We start from the raw sequence: 21,404 nt of genomic DNA on the forward strand, positions 1-21,404 counted from the left end.
ATTCCTTACTACTGTTTTGTGTCCGGCAGGGTGAGGGATACCGTCTCAGACCAAGGCGACCAGACAAGGCCTTCATCTCTGTATCGCACACGCGCGTCGTAGGTACCGGGTGAGAGGCCTGTTACCCGATGGGTCGTGATGTCCACATCTTTCTGAATGTTTTCTCCCATCCAGATGTTTTCCGCCCGGGTGCGGTTGCCCCAAATGTCCATGGGCTTCTCTCCTGATTCTGCAAGGAGCTGCCAATGGGACTCCAGGTGAGAATCCCCATCCGGGTCGCTAAAGGCTGTCCCTCGGAGGAGAAGGGCGCCCGCATGTTCCGTTGCTGAGATCTTAGGCATCTCGGGGGGCTGGTTGTCGTAGCGGATCGTGAAGGCATCGCTGATGGTGTCGTCGGTGTAGTGAAACCACTGGATGCCGTTTCCACCGGATCTGCGCACCACCTGCACGGCGGGGCGTTCTCCTGCGTGCAGTGTGATGAGGCAGTAGCCGAATTCATCCACCGATTTCTGGAACTCATCGTAATCGGTCATGTCGTATTCGCCCCAATAGTCGATGTCACCTGCCGTGGGAGCCACATTGAGCCAGACATGGGGCATGTCCCGGCTCTGGCCCCGTGAGTAGGCGTGGGTGTGCCCGAAAAGGTGAAAGCTTGGTTTACCGGTGTCTTCGGTGAACCGTTCGAGCATGGCAACAAAGCGACAGGACCTTTCGGCTTCACCCGGGGGCCAGAGCTCGGATTTGCAGGGGTGGTGAAACTGGGTAAGGACAAAGTCCGTTGCCGGGTCGTCCTGGGCGTCGTAGAGGTGGTCCAGGAGCCATTCCCGCTGGAGGAGTCCCCCTGTATCCGGTAGTGCGTCGATCTGGATCAGGTCGTTGCTGTTGAGGGTGAGGATCATGGTGTTCAGCAGGTTGTAACGGGAGAGCTTCATGCAGTGCTCAAGGCTGCCGTCGGGAAGCATGTCAAAGTAGCAGGCATAGAAGAAGGGCGTCATATCATGGTTGCCCAGAGCCGGAATCAGGGGGACCCTGGAGGCAAGGGGCTGGAGGTTCGCGAAAAACTCATCGGTCCACTGGCTCTTGTTGTCGCCGTTTTTCACCAGGTCCCCGGTTACGAGAAGGGCGGAGATGGTTTCTGCGCAGGTGTCCGCGCTGCCATTTCCTTCCACGGCGATAATTCCGTTGGTGATGATATCGGCAAGGCGTTCCGGGTGATCCCCCTGGCTGTCGCTGATTGCTACGAGTTTAGCGACGGTGGTGTCTCCTCCGGTACGGGGCCATGTATGGAAGCGGTATACCGGGCTTCTGCGAAAGATTGTTTCCACACGGTAGAGATAGGTGGTGTCCGGCTTGAGCCCGGTGAGCCGTGCTTTATGGAGGGTGGGCAGGACCGGTGTGACCCTGGTTTCCACGCGGTTCCAGGTGTTATTCCCCTTCCCTCCTGAACAAGGAGGCTCGGCGAGAGGCAAAACGCTTCGAACATGATCGTCATGGTATCGGGGCCGGGTTTGATAAGGTATGGGGCCACAATGAAGTCCAGGCCGGTGTTCCGGCCGAAGTCGGCGGATGCCGGGTGTCGTGTTGCCAATACCAGGATCGCGGAGAGAAAAAGAACCGCCCATGCGGCATGCGGTGTAAGGTGTTTTTGCATCGTAACCTCCTGTGGGGTAAGGGCCGTTTCATGATGTGGGGAGTTTGCTGTCAGTTGCCGGGGGGACTGTCCTGTGAATATGTTCAGCGAGTTGTGAGGTGATGATGTGTGAGGGATAAGAATTCAATGAGAAAAAATCAGAAACCATTTTATCTCACCGTGGTGACGTGGAAGAAGATGCTGAGCTTTTATATTTTTTAGGACCTGTCTGGCTTGATTTGTGGTAAAGAAGTAAAAAATGCTATCTCATATTATCTCCGAATTACACTTCGGCGCGACACATATTCCATGACTCATCATAGTCATATGGTTTTAAAGGGCTAAGTGCAATGCATTTTCAGCAAAGGATTCCTACGGTTGAAGAGTATAAGACGTTGAGGGCGTCCGTGGGTTGGAACATCCCGGATGATGAGGCCATTGACCGCGCCTTGGGACATTCCCTGTTTTCCGTTGTCGCCGAGGACGACGGTTTACTGGTGGGGCTTGGGCGTGTTGTGGGGGACGGCGGACTCTATTTTTATGTCCAGGATGTGATGGTCCATCCGTCGTTTCAGAGCAAAGGCCTGGGAACGCAGTTGATGCAAAAGGTCATGGGGTACATCGGTGCCGAGGCCCCACCCGGTGCCTTTGTCGGGCTCATGGCGTCTCAGGGGCTGGGGCCTTTTTATGCTTCCTTTGGGTTCCATCCAAGGGAGCCCGATGCTCCGGGCATGTACCGGGGCATGACCTGATGGTGCCACAGAGACACAGGCGCAAGAGAAATCCTCGCGAAATTTAGAAGGCTTTCCCGGCAGCCGGGTTGCGGATGCCGGGCCATACCCATTCGAAGGAGGGCCCCATGAAGGTTCTGGCAGTCAACGGCAGTCCGAGGAAGAAATGGAACACGGCGACGTTGCTTGAAAAAGCCCTGGAAGGGGCCGCTTCGGAAGGGGCGGAGACCGAGCTGATTCATCTCTACGACCTGGATTACAAGGGGTGTCGCAGTTGCTTTGCCTGCAAGCAGAAAGATGGCAAAAGCTATGGTGCCTGTGCGGTGAAAGACGGGCTGGCTCCCGTGTTGGACGCTATCCGTGATGTGGATGCCCTGATCCTGGGTTCGCCCATCTATTTTGGGCGGGTCACCGGGGAGATGAGGTCCTTTATGGAGCGTCTTATGTTCCCCTACCTGGAGTATGGGGATCCCTGGCGGACACTTTTTTCCCGCACCATGGCCACCGGGTTCATCTACACCATGAACATCACGGAAGAGGAGATGACCGAGATGCGCATGCGATATGCCCTTGAATCCACTGAGATGACCCTTGCCATGATATTCGGTGCCTCGGAGGCCCAGTATTGTTACGATACTCTCCAGTTTGAAGACCATGACAAGGTCGTGTGCGACAGGGTGGATGTGGACGCCAAAATGCGTCGGCGTCGGGATGTGTTTCCCGTAGATTGTGAAAAAGCGTTTGCTTTGGGGTGCAGGATGACCCGGGACGTGACCAGAGGATAGCATGTTTAACAGGCATGGGACGCCCCTGCAAAAGATTATCGGGTGGCCGGGGAGCAGCCCGCCACCTTCAGGGGGACAATCCATGGATAGAAGGAGCACCATGGTAAAGAACGCGATATTGAAAAAGCCTACAGCACCTCGGAATTCGTGGCCAAGCTCAGGCGGCTGGCCGATGCGCTGGAAACGGGGAAGAAATTTGAGATTCAGATAGCCGGGGAACGGATTTACGTCCCGGTGCGAGCCACCTTTACCGTGGAACATGAACGGGAAGGCGCCGAGGAAGAGATCGAGTTTCAAGTCCGATGGCGGAACGATTAGCCAAAGGGGGGCGTCCATTCTCCTGTTGTGATCATGGGACGTGACAAGATGCTTATATCTTTGGTAGAATTAAAACGATGTGTGTCCATGCCAAGACGTCATGCTTTTCCCCCTTTCGCAGAGCATTCCTTTATCCGTGGGTACCGATGCACCATGATGTGCCTCGTCCACGGGGCCTTCAATTCAAGGTGACCGATGAACTCCCCATACGTAACCTCGTGCCATGGCTGTGATTTGCTTTTGGAAACAGAGGATGTCCTGCCGGGCAGTACGGCTTTTTGCCCGAGGTGCGGTTCAAAAATCCATACCCCCAAGACGGACTCGCTCAACCGCACGCTTGCCTTTACGTTTATCGTCCTTCTCGTGTACGTCCCTGCTGTTTTTACGCCGCTCATGACCCTGAATGCCTTGGGAATGGAGGCCAGCGGCAGTATCCTGGACAACAGCATCTTCATGTACCGGCAGGGGTATATTGCCGTGGCTTCTATGGTATTTCTCACGGCGATCCTGCTTCCATTCTTAAACCCGGCCCTGCTTTTCCTGCTTGCCGCTCTGGCCAGAATAAAACGTTTCCCCCGTTTTCAGGCATGGCTCCTGAGAACCTTTCAGTCCCTTGAGGAGTGGGGGATGGGTGAGGTGTATCTCATCGGGGTCCTGGTGACCATTATCAAGGTGTACTCCATGGCAAGTATCACCTTTAATATCGGATTTTTCTGCTTTCTGGTGATGGTTGTCATGAACCTCTGTGCATTGTCCGTCCTGGATAAATCCAGTCTCTGGCTTCAGATAGACGAACAGTTGGGGTTGGAAGGCGATGGGTGCATTTCCGGGCCTGTCGCCGAGATGCAGACCGCCATGGAAGCGGGGCTGATGTGTTGCCACGAGTGCGGGAAATTGACAAAGGGCGATGATGTCGCCACAGAAGAGGAGCCAGAGTGCCCCCGCTGCGGAGCAGACCTGCATTATCGCAAGCCAGACAGCCTCAGCAGGACCTGGGCTCTGGTGGCGTCTTCCGCGATTTTTCTGGTGCCTGCCAATGTGTTGCCCATCATGCGGGTGGATTTTCTCGGGGCCTCTCAATACTCCACCATCATGGACGGGATTATCTATTTTATGCACTCCGGGGAATACGGAATTGCCGTTGTTATCTTTACCGCTTCGGTTCTTGTGCCCGTCTATAAGATCATCGGCCTGGGCCTGGCACTGTTATCCGTGCAGCTGGGGTGGCGTGGCAAACGGCGTCAAAAAACCCTGATGTTTCGATTTATCGAGTTTATCGGGCGCTGGTCCATGCTCGATATCTTTGTCATTGCGTTGATGGCGGTGCTTGTGAATTTCGGAGAGTTTTCCTCCACCCATGCGGCCATCGGAGCCCCGTTTTTTGCCGGGGTGGTGACCTTTACCATGCTTGCGGCCCTGACCTTTGACGCGCGTCTCCTTTGGGACGAACGTCATGAAAAATCCTGATTTATAGGGGCGGGCAGGCCTATCTCTACAGTCATCTTTCAGTCAAGGAATGAACACCATGAACAAAGCCGTCGTGAAGACCAGGAAAAGCATCTCTCCCGTGTGGATTCTCCCCATTATCGCGTTGATGATCGGAGGGTGGCTGGTGCTTAAGAGTGTTCGTGAGGCCGGGTACGAGATTGTTGTGCGCATGGAAGACGCGGTGGGGATCACCCCGGGGAAAACCCAGGTGCTTTTTAAGGGCCTTCCCGTAGGCATGGTCAAGAGGTTGACCGTTTCGCGGGAACCTGTTATAGGAGGTCCATCATTGAAATGAAAAAGGCGTCCAGGGAGCATATCGTTGAGGACACCTTGTTCTGGGTGGTTCGCCCGGAGGTGTCCGTTAATCAGATCTCGGGCCTCGATACCCTTGTGTCCGGCAGCTACCTTGGTGTGCTACCGGGCGAGGCTACGGCTATTTCCTCCTTTTTTGTCGTGGAGAAGGAACCGCCGGCCCTTATGGAAAGCGCGCCGGGGAACTCGTTTCGTCTTCAGACCAAAGCGTCCAGTATGCATGACCAGGGGGCCCCGGTTCTTTTCAAGAAAATCCAGGTGGGTGAGGTGCTTAAGTCATGGCTCTCAGAGGACGCGACGATTCTTGTGGAGATCCTTGTGTACGAGCAATACTCACACCTTGTGACCACCACGTCCTATTTCTGGGATGTCAGTGGCATCAAGTTGAAGGCCAGTTTGCCCAACATCAATTTGAAGATCGGAACCTTCAAGTCTATTTTTGCAGGGGGGATCGAGTTTGAAACCCCTGCAGGGGGCAAAGCGGTGGCTCCCGATCAATCGTTTCCGCTCTATGAGGATATTGACGATGCCCGCCATGCGGATAACATCGAGGTGACCCTCTACATGCCGCAGCACCATGGCGTCAACACCGGTGCGAAGATCACCTATCGCAATGTCACCATCGGAACGGTCACCGATGTGTTCCTGGCCAAAGACATGCAGGGGTTGGTGGCCACTGCCAGCATTACAAAAAAATCAGCGGCCCTTTTACGCAAAGGCTCTTATACTCTGGGTAGTGACCCCAGAGATATCCGTGTCTGGGATCCGCAACGTCGGCAGTATCATCAAAGGGGCTTACCTGAAGATGGAACCGGGGCGAGGAAAACCGGCTCGCAAATTCAGGGTGTATGAACAGCCTCCGGTCCGCATGCATGAGCCTGCCGGGTTGAATCTTGTTCTGGAGAGCGAGACTTTAGGCTCTTTGAAAAAAAATCGCCCGGTGACCTACAGGCAGGTCAAGGTGGGGCATGTGACCGGCTCCGAACTGTCTGAAAAAAGGGATAAAGTCTATGTGTATATCAATATATACGAGCAGTTCGCCGACCTTGTCAGCGCCGATACACGGTTCTGGAATGTCAGCGGAATCCGCATTCAGGGCGGCCTCATGACAAAGATGAAAATCTCCTCCGAATCCTTTGAGACCTTGATTGCAGGGGGCATCGCCTTTGCCACTCCTGAAACGGAGGCACAGGGAAAGCGGGTGAAAAAGGATCACCACTTTGTCCTGCACAGGGAGATGGACGAAAAGTGGCGGGACTGGCTGGCCTGGGATTCCGATGTTGTTGTCTCCCTTGAAGAAAAGAATGCCGCACCATGAAATCCTTGACTGTTTTATAGGGTTCGAATCACGCAGCGAACGAAAGAAGGGGGGCCTTTACGGCCCCCCTTTGTTGTTATGGGGTGCCTTAGCGCGTGTATGGGCAGGCTGGTGGGGGCAGGGATATTGGGCTCAAATTTATTTCCCCCGTCAGGTCCACCGGAGTTATTCCGGTTAACGTCAAGGGCATTTCAAGTGCTCCTCATCGTGTATCCAGAAGAATGAAATGGGCCTCCCCTGCAAAAACGGCCGCCACATGTCACACACCACGCGAATGCCCCGCAAACGGCTGCATGGAGTCAGCATCCATGCATTCGCCATAGGGTTGGGTGTACCCACCTGGCCACCGGAGGCCTTCTTTTATCACCCATTTTAACCATAGAAGGCTGAAACACCCTGAATCGTAGCTGTTTTTTGCAGAATGCGGGAATGTCAGTGGCGAGGGATGGTGGCGGTCATGTAAACGGCATCTGCACCATAACCTGCAAGGGAATTTTCAAGGGGTGTGGGGGCAAAACCATGGTGTTCCCAAAAAGGGACGCTGCCCTGGACCGAGGTGAGGGCCATGCGGGTCATGCCTGCCTCGGCAGCACAGGAGGCAAGGGCGCGAACCAGAATGGATGCGGCTCCGGAGCCCCTGGCGGATTTGGCAACGGCAAGATCATGGATATAGAGAAGCTCCGGGCTGAGGCCTCCATCAAGGGGCCTATCCAGGGCCGGAGCGTGACCCTGTTTCCAGGGGTGGGCCAATGCGTACCCTAAAATATTCGACGGGCCTTCGGCCACAAGGCATGTGGTCGGGGAGACGACCCATCGGCTTTGGAGGGCTTCAAGGCTCTCAACGAAAGACTGAGAGTAGCTTTCACGTTGAATATCAAGAATACGGGGCCAGTCGGTTACCGAGATGGATCTGTACGTAAGCATGGGGGGATTCCGTATCTGTGTCCTGGGGTCTGGTACCCGCCCCTTACGGGGTGTGCACCCATCATCAGGGGGCGGGTCAGGCGGTGGGACCTTAAAAAAAGTGTGGTGTCTGGCAGCCGGAGACATGGCCCCGCGGGGTGCCCGCTCGGCGTCGGTCATGGCCTGATGGCAAACCGTCCGCGCTGTCTACCTGTTGCTTTTTTGCGGTCCCGGGCTCTTAGATGTCTGAGTGAGCGGCCTTTTTGAGTTTTTTCTCATGTTTGGCCTGTCTCTTTTCCTTGAGGGTTTTTTGGGGTTTCTTTTTAACGTTTCGCTTTGAATCAACTGATTTCGACATATGTCCTCGGCGTATTGATGGAAGTCTTCCTCTTTCAATCGGCTCCGGCGGTGGCGGTCTGCGTCATCGTTGGTGTCCCCAGATCGGGTGTCGTCCTTGCAAGAGGTGGAGGCGACAAGATCACCTTGCTCCCGGACCCCGGGGCTTGTCAAGCCCTGGGGCTTTTTTTCAAGGGATGTGACTCCAGGGCTGTTTATCTCTGATCCTGGGGTGGCAGGGCTTTTATTCGCCCAATGCGCGGACTTGATTTGCCGTATGGGAAGCCTGTGCCATGCCGGTGGCAGTGGCAGACAAAAACGGGCCCAACGAGGTAACGTCTTCTCTCCCGATTCTGTCTGTGCTACTGTGCCGGGCTCGGGTGTCCGACGATGGGACACCGCCCGGAGCAAAAATACCATGGCAACAGGAAGAGGGGAGGCGACGTGGAAGGAAGAGTGTCGCGGCGGCGGAGCCGTCGTTCTGTGAGGGTCTCCCCGGTGCACAAGGAGAGCAGGGTGAAACGCCAACACCCCGCCTTTTTTTTGTTACTGCCGGCCTTGCTGTTTGTGTGTTTTTTTGGGGATGCAGGGACGGTGTGGGGTGGACAGGATCCTCTCCTTGACCAGATGCAGGAGCGCTTCAATTCCCTGAACAACTATGTCACCCTGCTGGACTCGGAAGGGGAGACAAAGCGCAACCGTATTGTCTACACCTACAAGAAACCGGGCTTTATCCGCATGGATTTTATCCATCCCCACAAGGGCGCCCGCCTGATCTACAACCCCCGTGAAAACCAGGTGTCCCTTCGTCCCTTTGCCACCCGCCTGCCGGCCTTTACCCTGTCACCTAACAACCCGTTGATTACCGATCCCAAGGGGCACACCGTGGACCGCTCCGATATCGGCGCCCTCATTCGCTCAGTGCGGCGATACGCCCGGGAAGGCTCGGTGACGCGTCTTGCGCCCGAATCAGTGCAGTCTCATCTGTGTCCCCGGCTTTTGGTGGAGGGCAGCGAGGTCACCTATCTGCTGTGGGTTCATCCGGAGCTTCTGCTCCCCGTCAAGGTGGTCAAGCTTTACGCAGACAGCTCCCAGGAGACCGTGTTTCTCCGGGACCTGGAGGTGGACGGTCCCCTGGACGACGCCGTGTTCGAACCTTAGAGATTCGAACGGTCGGTTTTTTTCATCCGCAGGGTGTCCGCGCCCGATTTCCCTTGTTCGGACAACTCCCCCAGCATATCCTGCCCTTAGCCCTTAGCCCTTAGCCCTTAGCCCTTAGCCCTTAGCCCCCGTCTATCCATTCACAATCTCACCCACGGCCTGTGTCAGCTTTTGTACGGCTTTTTCATTGGATTCCAGAATGGGAAAAAGCTCCATGAGTTCCCTTGTGGCATGGTGTTTTAATGCGGTCAGGTAGTCTTCAATCTGTACGTCCAGCCCTTTTGGCAGGATCCCTTCATCGGCACCGAGCCCCTGAACCGCTTCGATAATCTGGGCCAGGGCAGTTTCCAGTTCCGAGTGCTCATGGGTCAACTCCGCAATGAGGCCATGGAATTTTGCGGGAAGGTGGATCAGCCCGGTTTTGAAGAGCAGTTTTTCCTCAATATAAAAATGGGTGGACAGCTCTTTCTGCATCAGGTCAAGGACGGTGTCGAGCTCCATGGAGCTGCCCCCCGTCTTGGCGTCGGCCAGGATGCCCTGGACGACCATTACGTATTGGGTGATGATTTTGTGTTCGGAGGCGATGCGCTGGACAACGTTGTCCATGGCGGATCGGTTGGTTTGCTGCTGTTTCTCAAGGCTGTCGATGAAAGAGAGAAAGGGGGCCATGCCGGCTGTGCTGATCTTCATCACCAGGATACCGGAGAGGGCAGGGCCGGTCTCTGGCTTTACGCTGTGGATGCATCGGCCTTTGAAATGGACGGGGGTGTCGTCAATCTGTATGGCCAGGTCAAGGGATTCCCCTTCGGGGATGGTTTCGTCGGATTCAAGGAGAAAACCGGTTTTGCTCAGGTTGCGGGTTGTTCCCTTTTTGTACTCGGTACTTGATGCCAAGCGGTAGGAAATGGTCTGGCGCGCCTGGTAGCGCTCATGGTCTCGTTTTTCCGGGTGATTCGTCATGTGAGCCAACCTTGGTTTCGGGTGAGTTTTTCTCCTATCATATGCGAGCCTCGTGTGGATGAAAAGCCATAAGGGTTCCGTAGCAAATAATTATTCAATTCAGTAGTCCTCGGGTTTCGGACCGTGGGTACGGGTGCCCTTGCAAAGCGTGTGGCGATTCGAGTCGACGAAGGCCAGAGGCCCCACGTCGGAAAAAGGGGGGGCAGTGGCAGGAAGGGGATGGTGAGATGCGGTTTTTTTCATGAAACGAGCTCTGAAATCCCCGGCTGTGAGGGGGTTCCCCTATAGGGGAAGGGCTAAAGCAATAAACGGACCAACTATGAACATTGTTTGTAAAATAAAATTATTCACTAAGGTCTCTTGTCAATGTGAGTTTATCTGTGTTAAAGATTCTCAAAAATTGGAGTAGGGCGGCACAATGGCGTGCTGCTGAAGAGAGTCGATGAAGCTTGCTACCGGGAGAGGAATACCCAGTTGCAAGTTTTTTTTTGGCCAAAATTATCGGGTAATTGCACAACAAGAGGATAATTTTTGGTCGCACCTTTGATATCCGTTCAGACGCTATTGGGCGGAGCAGGCAGGCGATCCACCACAGACTTTTGTAGAATTTAGGAGTTTTGTCATGGGCAATATTGGTCAGTTTATTATTTACATTATTATGATCTGCGCTGTGCTGGGCGCATTTTCATACATCAAGGACGATGAGAGCCCCCTCGGTCAGGAGTTCCTCGAAGGCCTCCACAGCATCGGTCCCATCTTCATCCCCACCGCCGGTATCCTTGCCGCCAGCCCCTACCTGTCTGCTTTTGTAAAAAGCGTATGCGGCCCCATGTTCGGTGCCATCGGTGCTGACCCCGCCATTGCGGCAACCACCATCATCGCAGTTGATATGGGCGGCTACCAGCTTGCCGATGTTCTGGCCCTTTCCCGTGAAGGCTGGATCATGGCCATGGTTGTCGGTTACATGTCCGGTGCTACCATCGTCTTCTCTATCCCCGTGGGTCTGACCATGCTGGATAAAAAAGACCACAAATACATGGCACTCGGTGTTATGGCCGGTCTCCTGAGTATTCCCATCGGCGTATTCATCTCCTGCAGCATGCTCTCCATCTCCGATATGATGGTTCGTGGCATGATCTCTGTAAACGCAGAGTCTGCCTTCGCACTGGGTCTGACGTTCAAGATGATCTTCCTGAACCTCATGCCTCTGACCATCTTCTGTGTGACCCTGGCCGTCGGTCTGAAAATGGTTCCCAACACCATGATCAAAGGCTTCCTCTTCTTCGGTCGCAGCATGAACATTGCCCTGACCCTGGTGCTTGTCTTCTCCATCGTTGAATACTTCACCGGTTTCTTCGCAAGCGTCTTCGGTTCCTGGGGTTTTGACCCCATCATCGCAGACGAGGCGGACAACTTCCGTGCCCTGGAGGTTGCCGGTTTCATCGGTATCATGCTCTGCGGTGCCTTCCCCATGGTTTACCTGATCAAGAAGTACGCTGCCGGTCCCATGGACAAGATTGGCCGTATGGTGGGTCTCGAGAGCGAAGGCGCTGCGGGTATCCTCGCCGCTGCCGCCAACATTCTGGCCATGTTCCGCCTCATCGCCGACATGCGTCCCAAGGACAAGGTTCTCTGTGTGGCCTTCTCCGTATGCGCCGCCTTCACCTTTGGCGACCACCTCTCCTTCACCGCCAACTTCCAGCCCAACCTGATCCTTCCCGTTATGGCAGGCAAGCTCCTCGGCGGGGCTTCCGGTTTTGGTCTGGCTTACCTCCTCTCTGTTCCCGCGGCTCTGGCTCTGGAGAAAGAGGAGCAGGAAAACGGCGTTGCTTCCGAAGAGGTTTGCGCTGCTGCCTGATCCCGGCTTAAAGCACAGCATGTGTCCTGAATATGTGGTGAGAGAAATCTCGCCATCGCGTGAGTAACATCTGTTCGCAAATTCCGGACACGGCGCTGTAAGGCTATGAAAGGCCGCGCACGAAAACGTGCGCGGCCTTTTTTTTTGTTGTGCGGGGCTGATTGGTGTGTATCTATCGGGAAAATATCTGGCTCGGGTGATGGAAAAGAAAATACAGTGAATCGTTGGCATGTGAATTGCTTATGCTTGTTATCGGCTAACTCCCTGATGTCACATCGGATGGCCTCGGCAGCCCGCGGGTTGCCCCATGGGGGGTGTGGCTGATTTTTTTTGCTGAAATACATACGGCCCTGTCACGGGTTAGTTAATGGTTGTGTCGGAGAAATGGTACGTAAATTCAGGCTTGTACACCTATGGTGTTTGATTCTTCTTAAGGGCTGGACATCAAGGCGAGACGTCTGTGTTGAAAAAAAGGCTTGTCAATATTTATGTGGTTATGGTACGCACTAAACAACTTATTTTGTTACACAACGGCGTGTAATGTCAGCGATGATGCTTGTATCGGGGTTGGAAGTTTCAGATTCCCGTTACAGGCTTTTTTTGTTTTTGGGGGATGAAGTGATAGTTGACGCAAGCGAACAGAAGCAACGGGTCATTCAAGAATATGTGCCGGGTAAGCAGGTTACCCTGGCCCATGTGATTGCCAGCCCCCACAAAAGCATTTACATGAAGCTCGGGCTGGACGACGAGGCAGGCGACGCCATCGGGATCCTGACCATTACGCCGAGCGAAGGGGTGATCATTGCCGCAGACATCGCCACCAAGGCTGCCGGGGTTGAGATCGGTTTTCTCGACCGGTTCGGCGGGTCCCTGGTTCTGGTGGGGGATGTGGCCAGCGTGGAGTCGGCCCTGAAAGGGGTCCTTGATTACTTTGACGAGGTGCTGCATTACGCCTCCGTTGAAATGACAAGGTCCTGATCCATGGCAGATGAAACGAAACAGAAAAAGATGATGCTCATCGGGGAGTCCGGGGTTGGCAAGACCACCTTGATTCAGGTGCTCTCCGGCGAAGGCTTTTCATCGAAGAAGACCCAGGCCGTAGAGTTCTGCGGTCGGTTCATTGACACCCCCGGGGAGTTCCTTGAAAACAGGCGTTTTTATCCCGCCCTGATCACTTCGTCGGCAGATTGCGACGTGGTGGCCATGGTGCAGGACGCCACGCGGATCAGCAGCCTGTTTCCGCCGCAGTTTTCTTCCATCTTCACCCGAAAGGTCATCGGTATCGTGACCAAGGTAGATGTCGAGGGGTGCAACGTGGAGAGGGCGGAACGATTCCTGGCAAACGCCGGGGTCAAAGAGATTATCCGGTCCAGTTCAAAGACGAACGTCGGCCTTGATAAATTGCAGGAGCTGCTGGCCTGATTCCAGGGTACCTCTCCTTATTTTTGAGTTTAAGGCAGCACACGAGACACGCAGGAGTTTAGAAAGCATGGGGTACAGAATTGTCATAGCGGATGACGAGCCCATTACACGCATGGACATTCGGGAAATTCTCGAAGGGGCCGGCTACGAAGTGGTGGGTGAAGCGTCTGACGGCTTCGATGCCGTGGAGATGTGCCGCAAGCACAAACCGGATCTGGTGTTGATGGACATCAAGATGCCGCTTTTGGATGGCCTCAAGGCGTCCCGGATGATCCGGGATGAAAGCACCGCAGGGGGGATTCTCCTGTTGACGGCCTACAGCGGCAAAGAGTTTGTGGAGCAGGCCAAGGATGTCGGCGTCATGGGGTATGTGGTTAAGCCCGTGAAAGAAGAGTCCCTGCTGCCCATGGTGGAAATTGCCGTGGCTAAGGGCGCCGAGATCGCCAAGATGGAAAGCGACATGCAGAAGGCCCAGGGCCAGCTCGAAGGCCGCAAGATGGTGGAACGCGCCAAGGGCATCCTGATGAAAACCTACAACATCAGCGAGGATGTCGCCTACAACCGAATTCGTAAGCTGAGCATGGACAAGCGGTGCTCCATGAAGGAGATCGCCAAGGTCATCGTTCTGAACGGTTGACCGGTGGACGAAAATCGATGGGAATTCACATGATCGAAGAACTTTGCCGCAAACACAACGACCTCACCGCCAGGGACATCGCTAAGCTGAAGTCCGTGGCGGAGAACCTCGGCATGATCGCCGACTGCACGGGTGCCGATATCTTTATCGATTGCATCACGCGCGACCCGGACGAGGCCGTGGTGGTGGCCCAGGCCAAGCCCAACAGCCAGGAGTCCCTCTACAAGGGCTCGGTTGTGGGGGAGCTTGCCTACCGCAGCAAGGAACCCGCGGTCTTAAGGACCATGGATGTGGGGATGCCCACCTCCGACATGTGGGCCGTGACCCAGGAGAACAAGAACGTCCGCCAGAACGTCTCGCCCATCAAGAACGACGAAGGCCGCGTCATCGGGGTGCTTATTGCGGAAAAGGACATCACCGATCATGTGAAGACCAAGAACAACATTTCGGTCCTCTCCCGCACCACCGAGCAGCTCATGGAAGCCCTGATGACGTCGCGTCACCGGGATCACAACCTGCCGTACCACGACAGCGACGGCATCGTGATGTTCAACGAAACCGGGATCTCCACCTACGTCAATCCCGTTGCCGAGACCATCTATCGGAAGTTGGGGTATCTGGACAAGCTGGAAGGGATCCATTTTTCCAACATGGCCCTGGACCAGGTGGTCTTTCAGGATGTCCTTGAAAAAAGGCAGCTGAGCCACAATGAGGTCAAGGTGGGCAGCCTGGTGTTGAACCTGAAGTACGCTGTTATGAAGAGCCGGGATTTCAAGGTTTCCGGTGTGGTGATGCTGATGAGGGATGAGACGGACGCCAAAGCCAAGGAAAAGGAGCTGATCCTTAAATCCGTGGCCATCCGGGAGATTCACCACCGGGTGAAAAACAACCTGCAGACCATCGCAAGCTTGCTTCGGCTGCAATCCCGCCGGGTGGACAACGTCTCGGCAAAGACCGCCTTCAGCGAGAGCATCAGCCGCGTGCTGAGCATCGCGGCCACCCACGAGATCCTCGCCCAGAACGGCGTGGATGACGTGGACCTCCTTACCATGCTCCAGCGCATCAAGAGCAGCATCGTGGACTACTCGGTGGTGGGCGGCAAGGAGGTGCGGATCCTTATTCAGGGGGACACCTTCATGTGCAACTCCGACACGGCAACCTCCATCGCCCTGGTGGCCAACGAGGTGATCCAGAACAGCCTGAAGCACGCCTTCAAGGGCCGGGAAAAGGGGTCTATCTGTGTGGAGATCTGCAAGGCGTCCACCTACGGAAACATCATCATCACCGATGACGGGGTGGGCTTTGACCTGGGCCAGGTCCGGGAAGGGGCCCTTGGGACACGGATCGTCAATAGCATTGTGAAAGACAAGCTCCACGGGACCCTCACCACGGAATCGGGTGAGGGGGGAACCAAGGTGCTCTTTGATTTTCCCCTGGATGAGGCCACCAGCCAGGAACGACCGGAGTATCCCTCGATTCCGCAAACCAGCTGAACATAAACGGGGCCGGCAAGATCGGCATAACCCGACACGTATACAAGTTGAAGCCTCCACAATGGGGTGGGGGCGCCTTAAAGGCGATGAAGCCTGAAGAACCCGCGGATGTGGTGCGGAGATCTTCAGGCTTTTTTTGTTTCAGGACCGCAGGAACGGGTCAGGATCGTAGAAAAGGACGGAGTTTATTCATGAAAGAGAGCATCTTAAGCGTCGGTATCGACATCGGTACCTCCACCACACAGCTGGTTTTCAGCCGGATTACCATTGAAAATACAGCCTCCATGATATCCGTCCCCCGTATCACCATTGCCGACAAAGAGGTGGTCTACAGAAGCGACATCCACTTTACCCCCCTGAAGTCAAACACCGAAATCGATGGGGAGAAGGTGCGCCTCATCGTCAAGCACGAGTATGAAAAGGCTGGGGTCATCCCCGAGCAGGTCCAGACCGGAGCCGTCATCATCACCGGAGAGACCGCCCGTAAAGAGAACGCCGCCGAGGTCCAGAAAGCCCTCTCCCATTTTGCCGGGGAGTTTGTGGTGGCCACGGCAGGGCCTGCCCTTGAAGGCATCATCGCGGGCAAGGGGGCCAACGCCTCGGGTGAGTCCAAGAAGCGGGGGGCCGTGGTGGCCAACCTTGATATCGGCGGCGGCACCACCAACATCGCCGTCTTCGACAACGGGGAGGTCATCGACACCAGCTGCCTGGACATCGGCGGCCGGCTCATCAAGGTGGACGGCGGTAAGATCGCCTACATCTCCGAGAAGATGCAAAAACTTGCCGAGGCCAACCATGTGCCCATTGCCGTGGGGCAGCCCGTTGACCGTGGCTTTCTCACCAAGATCGTCATCCGCATGAGCGAACTCCTGGAAGAGGTGGTGGGCATCCGGCCCCCCACGGACGATCTGGCCCTCATCTGCACGGACAAGGACCTGCGCCGGGACTACACCATCGATTACGTGACCATCTCAGGGGGCGTTGCCGACTGCCTGAAAGACGAGATTACCTGCGACTCCTTTTTATACGGGGACATCGGCCTCCTGCTGGGCCAGGCCATCGCACACTCTCTCATCGGCAAAAAGATCCCCGTGCTTATCCCGGCCGAGACCATCGGCGCCACGGTGGTAGGGGCCGGTTCCCACACCACGGATATCAGCGGAAGCACCATCTCTGTGAGCTGTTCCACCCTTCCCATCCAGAACATCCCGGTGCTGAAGCTTTCACGGGAGGACGAGGCCCTTCCCTTCGAGTCCTGGGGCGGGATCATCCGGGACAAGGTGGCCTGGTTCAGGCTCCAGGAAGGAGAGAAGCAGATGCCCGCCCTGGCCTTCAAAGGCCCCAGGGACATCGGGTTCCAGGATATCCACTGCCTTGCCGAGAGCATCTTGGAAGGCATGGACGCGGTGCTGCAGGAGGAGGCTCCCCTCACCGTGGTGGTGGAAAACGACCTGGCCAAGGCCCTGGGCCAGACCCTCCAGGTGAAGCTGGGGGACCGCAAGGAAGTGATTTGCATCGATACGGTGAAGGTGGAAAACGGAGACTACATCGACATCGGTCGCAAGCTTGCCGGGGGCAATGTGGTCCCCGTCATCGTCAAGACACTGTTGTTCAGCTACTAACACGGCGACGCAACCCACAGGAATCATCCGGAGGCGGTGAGGCCCTATGCCGGGCAAACCGCCCCGTCAAACGAGACAAGGAGGGCGATAGAAGAGACGAGACAGAGCGGACGGTTTTATTGATGAAGTCGACGAGATGATTTTTTCAAGAATACTGTTTTTCAAGGAGGCGTTATGTCAGGCAAGAGTGCTGTAAAAGTTCAAGACGATTATTACGCGCAGAGGGAATTGAAAAAAGGAGCGGCCGGTTGGGTCCTTCTCTCCTTTCTGGGCGTCGCGTACGTAATTTCCGGCGACTTCGCCGGGTGGAACTTTGGTATCGAAAAAGCAGGGTGGGGCGGTCTTCTCATCGCCACGGTCCTCATGGCGGTCATGTACACCAGTATGGTTCTCTCCGAGGCCGAGCTGGCAACCATCATGCCCTCTGCGGGCGGTGGGTCTGAGTTTGCCAAGCGGGCCTTCGGTCCCCTGGGCGGCTACATCACAGGCACGGCCATTCTTCTGGAATACGCCATCGCCCCTGCGGCCATTGCATGTTTCATTGCCGGGTACTGCGGCTCGCTCTTCGGAGCCGGAGGCTCTCTTCTCGGGATGGTCCCCGAGGCCATGCAGGGAGGTGTCTCCATGCTGCTGGGCGGCACATGGATGACCAAGGCCCTTTTTTACGGCATTTTTGTGGGTGTGCACCTCTACGGTGTGGGTGAGGCCCTGACCCTGATCATGGTGGTCACCGTCATCGCCGTTGCAGCCCTTGTGGCCTTCATCGTCTCGATGATCCCCCATTTCAACATGGCCAACCTCTTTGACATGAAGCCCGCTGCCGATGTGGCCGGTGCCACCACCTTCCTGCCCAACGGCTGGCTCGGTGTGTGGGCGGCGCTTCCCTTCGGGATGTGGTTCTTCCTCGGCGTGGAAGGGGTGCCCCTGGCAGCTGAAGAGTGCGAGGATCCCACCAAGGATATGCCGAAAGCCATTATCGTCTCCATGACCACGCTCCTGATCTTTGCCGCCCTGATTCTCTTTTTCGGGCCCGGCGGCTCCTCGGCTTTCCTGATCCGTGACGCGGCAGACCCCCTCATCGGGGCCATCCAGTCTCCCAACGCGTACGGCGGGCCGACCTTTGTCAGCCGCATGATCAACGTGGTGGGCCTGGCCGGGCTTGTGGCCAGCTTCTTCTCGCTCATCTACGGCGCGTCCCGGCAGTTTTTTGCCATGAGCCGTGCGGGCATGCTGCCCACGTTTTTGTCCCTCACCGGGACGCGCAAGACCCCGTATGTCTCGCTCATCGTTATCGGGTCCATCGGGTTTGCCCTCTCCCTTGTGGTGGACGGCGACAGCCTGCTGGTGGTGGCGGTGTTCGGTGCCTCCATCTCTTACATCATGATGACGGCATCCCACTATGTGCTGCGCGTCAAGGAACCCGATCTCTACCGTCCCTACAGAACCCCGGGCGGCAGGATCACCTCCGGCGTGAGCACGCGGTCCTGGGGGGCTGCTCGCTTTTGCGCTGCTACCTGGCCAACGCCAAGATGACCATGATCGCAGCCCTCGTCTTCGTGCTGCTGATCATCTACTACCTGGTCTACAGTCGGCACCACCTCATCGACTACGACCCGTCCGAAGACGATTTGAACTAGGTTTTACATCATCGGCCGGCCCTGGTTTGTCACAGCCGGGGCCGACCGATGAAGCAACATATGATGACATGGCGGCCCCGCCTCTGGCGGGGGCGCCCAAAGCGGATTCCCTTACAAAGGCGTTCGGGAGAAGTGCACGGTGGAAGGACGGGCCCATGTCCGCGCCCCCGCCGAGCTCGGAAGGAGCGCACGCGTTCGACTCAATGGCGACTCGACACGCAGGCGACCCGCAGCATCGCAAGATGCGCCGGGCTGATGAAGCGCCATGCAGCGCAGGTGTTTTGCCGTTTCTGCGTCATGTAAGGGAACAGGCCGACCTTGACCGGGTGGGGCCTGCAAACTCCAATTTGCCCGATGACTTTGGCCGCATTACCGGAAGAGGTGTGTGCCTTGTTTCCTTACTCCAACGAAACACCCTGCTCATGGGAGACTTCCATGTCCGTCAGGCATGATCCCGCACTCTGTGCACTCGTCATTGGTTGAGGCGTGCGCAGGAAATAAAGACGCAGCGTTTTACTCTACTTAAGATAAGGACGTACACATGAGATTGAAAACAACCCTTTTCGGGGCCGTCTATGAGTTCAAGGATCTCTATGATGTCATGGCCAAGGCCAATGAGGAGAAGTCCGGTGACCGCCTTGCCGGCCTTGCCGCTGCTTCCGTCACGGAGATGGTCGCCGCCAAAGAGGTCCTGAGCAATATCACCCTGGCTGATATCCGAAACAATCCCGCGGTGCCCTACGAAGAGGACGAAGTTACCCGGATCATCCAGGACGACCTCAACGAGAAGATCTACGGCGCCATGAAAAACTGGACCGTGGCCGAGCTTCGCGAGTGGATCCTTGCAAGCGAGACCACCGGTGCTGATCTGCTCCGTGCCTCCCGCGGCCTGACCTCTGAGATGATCTCGGCCGTCACCAAGCTCATGAGCAACATGGACCTGGTATACGGCGCCAAGAAGATCACCGTCACCGCCAAGTGCAACACCACCATCGGTATGCCCGGCACCCTGGCCTGGCGCCTTCAGCCCAACCACACCACCGACGATCCCGACGGAATCCGCATCTCCACCCTGGAGGGCCTCTCCTACGGTTCCGGTGACGCGGTGATCGGCCTGAACCCGGTGAACGACACCACGGATTCCTGCCTGAACATCCTCACCATGTTCCGCGAGATCATGGATGAGTATGAGATCCCCACCCAGAACTGCGTGCTGGCACACGTCACCACCCAGATGGACGCCATCCGTAAAGGCGCCCCCTGCGACATGATCTTCCAGTCCATCGCAGGCTCCCAGAAGGGCAACGAAGACTTCGGTGTCTCCGCCGCGCTTCTCTCCGAAGCCCATGACCTGATGCTGAAAGAGGGCACCTCCGTAGGTCCCAACGTCATGTACTTTGAAACCGGCCAGGGCTCCGAGCTCTCCTCCGACGCCCACCACGGCGTGGACCAGCTCACCATGGAAGCCCGTTGCTACGGTTTTGCACGTCACTACAACCCCTTCATGGTCAACACCGTGGTCGGGTTCATCGGTCCCGAGTACCTCTACGACGCCAAGCAGGTGACCCGTGCAGGCCTTGAAGACCACTTCATGGGCAAGCTCTCCGGCATCTCCATGGGTGTGGACGCCTGCTACACCAACCACATGAAGGCCGACCAGAACGACATCGAAAACCTCGGCATGCTCCTCTGCGCAGCGGGCGTGAACTACCTCATCTCCGTACCCCAGGGCGACGATATCATGCTTATGTATCAGTGCCCCGGCTACCACGAGACCCCCGCCCTGCGTGAGATTATGGGCCTGCGTCCTGTTCCCGAGTTCGAAGCCTGGCTCGAGAAGATGGGCCTCATGGAAAACGGTAAAATGACCCGCCGCGCAGGCGACGCGTCCCTTTTCATTCGATAGCAGGGAGGATCGACGTGATTTCAGAAAACACACTTAAAAATATCATCGCCGAGGTGCTGACCACCATGGACAGCGCTGATGCGGCTCCGGCTGCTTCAGACGAGCCTCGTGCCGCAGCCTCCTGCGAAGTGGGCGAGGACCTGGCCGCTGTCGACCTTCGCAAGCAGCTTCTGGTTCCCGAGCCAAACAACCGCGAGGCCTACCTCAAGATGAAGGCCACCACCCCGGCCCGTATCGGGATCTGGCGCACAGGAGCCCGGTACTTGACCGGAAGTTCCCTTCGTTTCCGCGCCGACCACGCCGTGGCCCAGGATGCGGTCTTCAACAACGTCTGCTCCGAGTTCATCAAGGACTGGGGCCTGCTGGAGCTCAAAACCCAGTGTGCCGACAAAGACGAGTACCTCACCCGTCCGGACCTGGGGCGCAAGCTCGATGACGAGAGCATCGCCAAGGCCAAGGCCGAGTGCAAGATGAACCCCACGGTTCAGTTTGTGGTCATCGACGGCCTGAGCTCCACCGCCATCGAGACCAACGCCAAGGACACCATGGCAGCGGCTCTCCAGGGCCTGAAGAACCTCGGCATCGAAGCGGGCACGCCCTTTTTCGTCCGATACGCCCGCGTGCCCTCCATGGACAGCGCCTCCGAAGTGACCCAGCCCCAGGTAACCGTCGCCCTCGTTGGCGAGCGTCCTGGCCTGGCCACCGGCGAGTCCATGAGCGCCTACATGGTGTACCAGTGCCGCGAAGGGATCTCCGAATCCAAGCGCACCATCATCTCCAACATCCACAAGGGCGGGACCCCTGCCGTTGAGGCCGGTGCACAGATTGCGGATATCGTTAAAAAGATGCTCGAGCAGAAAGCAAGCGGCATCGATCTTCAAATTTAG

The 21,404-nt window shown here is 56.4% G+C and carries 21 protein-coding genes; 18 read left to right on the forward strand and 3 right to left on the reverse strand.

Features of this window, described 5'->3' with window-relative positions:
• Window positions 1–8: 8 nt before the first annotated feature.
• Window positions 9–1,412, reverse strand: a complete 1,404-nt coding sequence (locus ACOYW1_RS09130) for a metallophosphoesterase (RefSeq protein WP_482422546.1) — start codon at window positions 1,410–1,412, stop codon at window positions 9–11.
• Between the two features lie 625 nt (window positions 1,413–2,037).
• Between ACOYW1_RS09130 and ACOYW1_RS09135 the strand changes: the two genes are divergently transcribed.
• From ACOYW1_RS09135 to ACOYW1_RS09165, 7 genes are all read left to right on the forward strand, one after another.
• Entirely contained in the window at window positions 2,038–2,382 is a 345-nt protein-coding gene (locus tag ACOYW1_RS09135; RefSeq protein ID WP_482422547.1) for a GNAT family N-acetyltransferase, read from the forward strand.
• A 107-nt stretch (window positions 2,383–2,489) separates the two neighbouring features.
• Window positions 2,490–3,146, forward strand: coding sequence for a flavodoxin family protein (locus ACOYW1_RS09140; protein ID WP_482422548.1), 657 nt, complete (start codon window positions 2,490–2,492; stop codon window positions 3,144–3,146).
• A gap of 117 nt (window positions 3,147–3,263) precedes the next feature.
• Window positions 3,264–3,464, forward strand: coding sequence for an amphi-Trp domain-containing protein (locus tag ACOYW1_RS09145; protein ID WP_482423694.1), 201 nt, complete (start codon window positions 3,264–3,266; stop codon window positions 3,462–3,464).
• Window positions 3,465–3,659: 195 nt separating this feature from the next.
• Window positions 3,660–4,931 carry a paraquat-inducible protein A gene (locus ACOYW1_RS09150; protein WP_482422549.1) on the forward strand — a complete coding sequence of 424 codons (1,272 nt, stop codon included), beginning with the start codon at window positions 3,660–3,662 and terminating at the stop codon, window positions 4,929–4,931.
• A gap of 58 nt (window positions 4,932–4,989) precedes the next feature.
• Window positions 4,990–5,247 (forward strand): MlaD family protein, encoded by a 258-nt coding sequence (locus tag ACOYW1_RS09155; protein ID WP_482422550.1) that lies wholly within the window; start codon window positions 4,990–4,992, stop codon window positions 5,245–5,247.
• Window positions 5,244–6,116, forward strand: coding sequence for an MlaD family protein (locus tag ACOYW1_RS09160; RefSeq protein WP_482422551.1), 873 nt, complete (start codon window positions 5,244–5,246; stop codon window positions 6,114–6,116). Before ACOYW1_RS09155 ends, ACOYW1_RS09160 begins: the two co-directional genes overlap by 4 nt.
• Before the next feature lie 34 nt (window positions 6,117–6,150).
• Window positions 6,151–6,582, forward strand: a complete 432-nt coding sequence (locus ACOYW1_RS09165) for an MlaD family protein (RefSeq protein WP_482422552.1) — start codon at window positions 6,151–6,153, stop codon at window positions 6,580–6,582.
• Window positions 6,583–7,014: 432 nt separating this feature from the next.
• On the opposite strand, the gene ACOYW1_RS09170 is transcribed toward ACOYW1_RS09165, so the two are convergent.
• On the reverse strand, window positions 7,015–7,506 hold the full coding sequence (locus tag ACOYW1_RS09170; RefSeq protein ID WP_482422553.1) for a GNAT family N-acetyltransferase: 492 nt from the start codon (window positions 7,504–7,506) through the stop codon (window positions 7,015–7,017).
• A gap of 831 nt (window positions 7,507–8,337) precedes the next feature.
• Here ACOYW1_RS09170 and ACOYW1_RS09175 point away from each other — a divergent pair.
• Complete coding sequence (locus ACOYW1_RS09175) at window positions 8,338–8,982, forward strand: LolA family protein (protein ID WP_482422554.1); 645 nt, start codon at window positions 8,338–8,340, stop codon at window positions 8,980–8,982.
• A gap of 132 nt (window positions 8,983–9,114) precedes the next feature.
• On the opposite strand, the gene ACOYW1_RS09180 is transcribed toward ACOYW1_RS09175, so the two are convergent.
• On the reverse strand, window positions 9,115–9,942 hold the full coding sequence (locus tag ACOYW1_RS09180) for a hemerythrin domain-containing protein (RefSeq protein WP_482422555.1): 828 nt from the start codon (window positions 9,940–9,942) through the stop codon (window positions 9,115–9,117).
• Between the two features lie 622 nt (window positions 9,943–10,564).
• On the opposite strand from ACOYW1_RS09180, the gene eutH reads away from it, so the two are divergent.
• The 10 genes from eutH to eutC all read left to right on the forward strand — a co-directional run bounded on the left by eutH (window position 10,565) and on the right by eutC (window position 21,404).
• Entirely contained in the window at window positions 10,565–11,800 is a 1,236-nt protein-coding gene (eutH, locus tag ACOYW1_RS09185) for an ethanolamine utilization protein EutH (RefSeq protein WP_482416637.1), read from the forward strand.
• A gap of 618 nt (window positions 11,801–12,418) precedes the next feature.
• Window positions 12,419–12,778, forward strand: a complete 360-nt coding sequence (locus ACOYW1_RS09190) for a BMC domain-containing protein (RefSeq protein WP_281374493.1) — start codon at window positions 12,419–12,421, stop codon at window positions 12,776–12,778.
• Between the two features lie 3 nt (window positions 12,779–12,781).
• Window positions 12,782–13,222, forward strand: a complete 441-nt coding sequence (locus tag ACOYW1_RS09195) for a EutP/PduV family microcompartment system protein (protein WP_482416636.1) — start codon at window positions 12,782–12,784, stop codon at window positions 13,220–13,222.
• Between the two features lie 67 nt (window positions 13,223–13,289).
• Window positions 13,290–13,859, forward strand: a complete 570-nt coding sequence (locus ACOYW1_RS09200) for an ANTAR domain-containing response regulator (RefSeq protein WP_482416635.1) — start codon at window positions 13,290–13,292, stop codon at window positions 13,857–13,859.
• 29 nt (window positions 13,860–13,888) lie between these two features.
• Window positions 13,889–15,352, forward strand: a complete 1,464-nt coding sequence (locus tag ACOYW1_RS09205; protein ID WP_482422556.1) for a sensor histidine kinase — start codon at window positions 13,889–13,891, stop codon at window positions 15,350–15,352.
• Window positions 15,353–15,543: 191 nt separating this feature from the next.
• Window positions 15,544–16,974 (forward strand): ethanolamine ammonia-lyase reactivating factor EutA, encoded by a 1,431-nt coding sequence (gene eutA, locus ACOYW1_RS09210; RefSeq protein WP_482422557.1) that lies wholly within the window; start codon window positions 15,544–15,546, stop codon window positions 16,972–16,974.
• Window positions 16,975–17,148: 174 nt separating this feature from the next.
• Window positions 17,149–18,507 carry an ethanolamine permease gene (gene eat / locus ACOYW1_RS09215; RefSeq protein WP_482422558.1) on the forward strand — a complete coding sequence of 453 codons (1,359 nt, stop codon included), beginning with the start codon at window positions 17,149–17,151 and terminating at the stop codon, window positions 18,505–18,507.
• Window positions 18,477–18,611: a hypothetical protein gene (locus tag ACOYW1_RS09220; RefSeq protein ID WP_482422559.1), complete on the forward strand. Its 135-nt coding sequence runs from the start codon at window positions 18,477–18,479 to the stop codon at window positions 18,609–18,611. The genes eat and ACOYW1_RS09220 overlap by 31 nt, the downstream gene beginning before the upstream one ends.
• A gap of 541 nt (window positions 18,612–19,152) precedes the next feature.
• Complete coding sequence (locus tag ACOYW1_RS09225; RefSeq protein ID WP_180141115.1) at window positions 19,153–20,517, forward strand: ethanolamine ammonia-lyase subunit EutB; 1,365 nt, start codon at window positions 19,153–19,155, stop codon at window positions 20,515–20,517.
• 14 nt (window positions 20,518–20,531) lie between these two features.
• Window positions 20,532–21,404, forward strand: a complete 873-nt coding sequence (gene eutC, locus ACOYW1_RS09230) for an ethanolamine ammonia-lyase subunit EutC (protein WP_482416631.1) — start codon at window positions 20,532–20,534, stop codon at window positions 21,402–21,404.

It is taken from the genome of Desulfoluna sp. CYM3A (assembly GCF_056829965.1).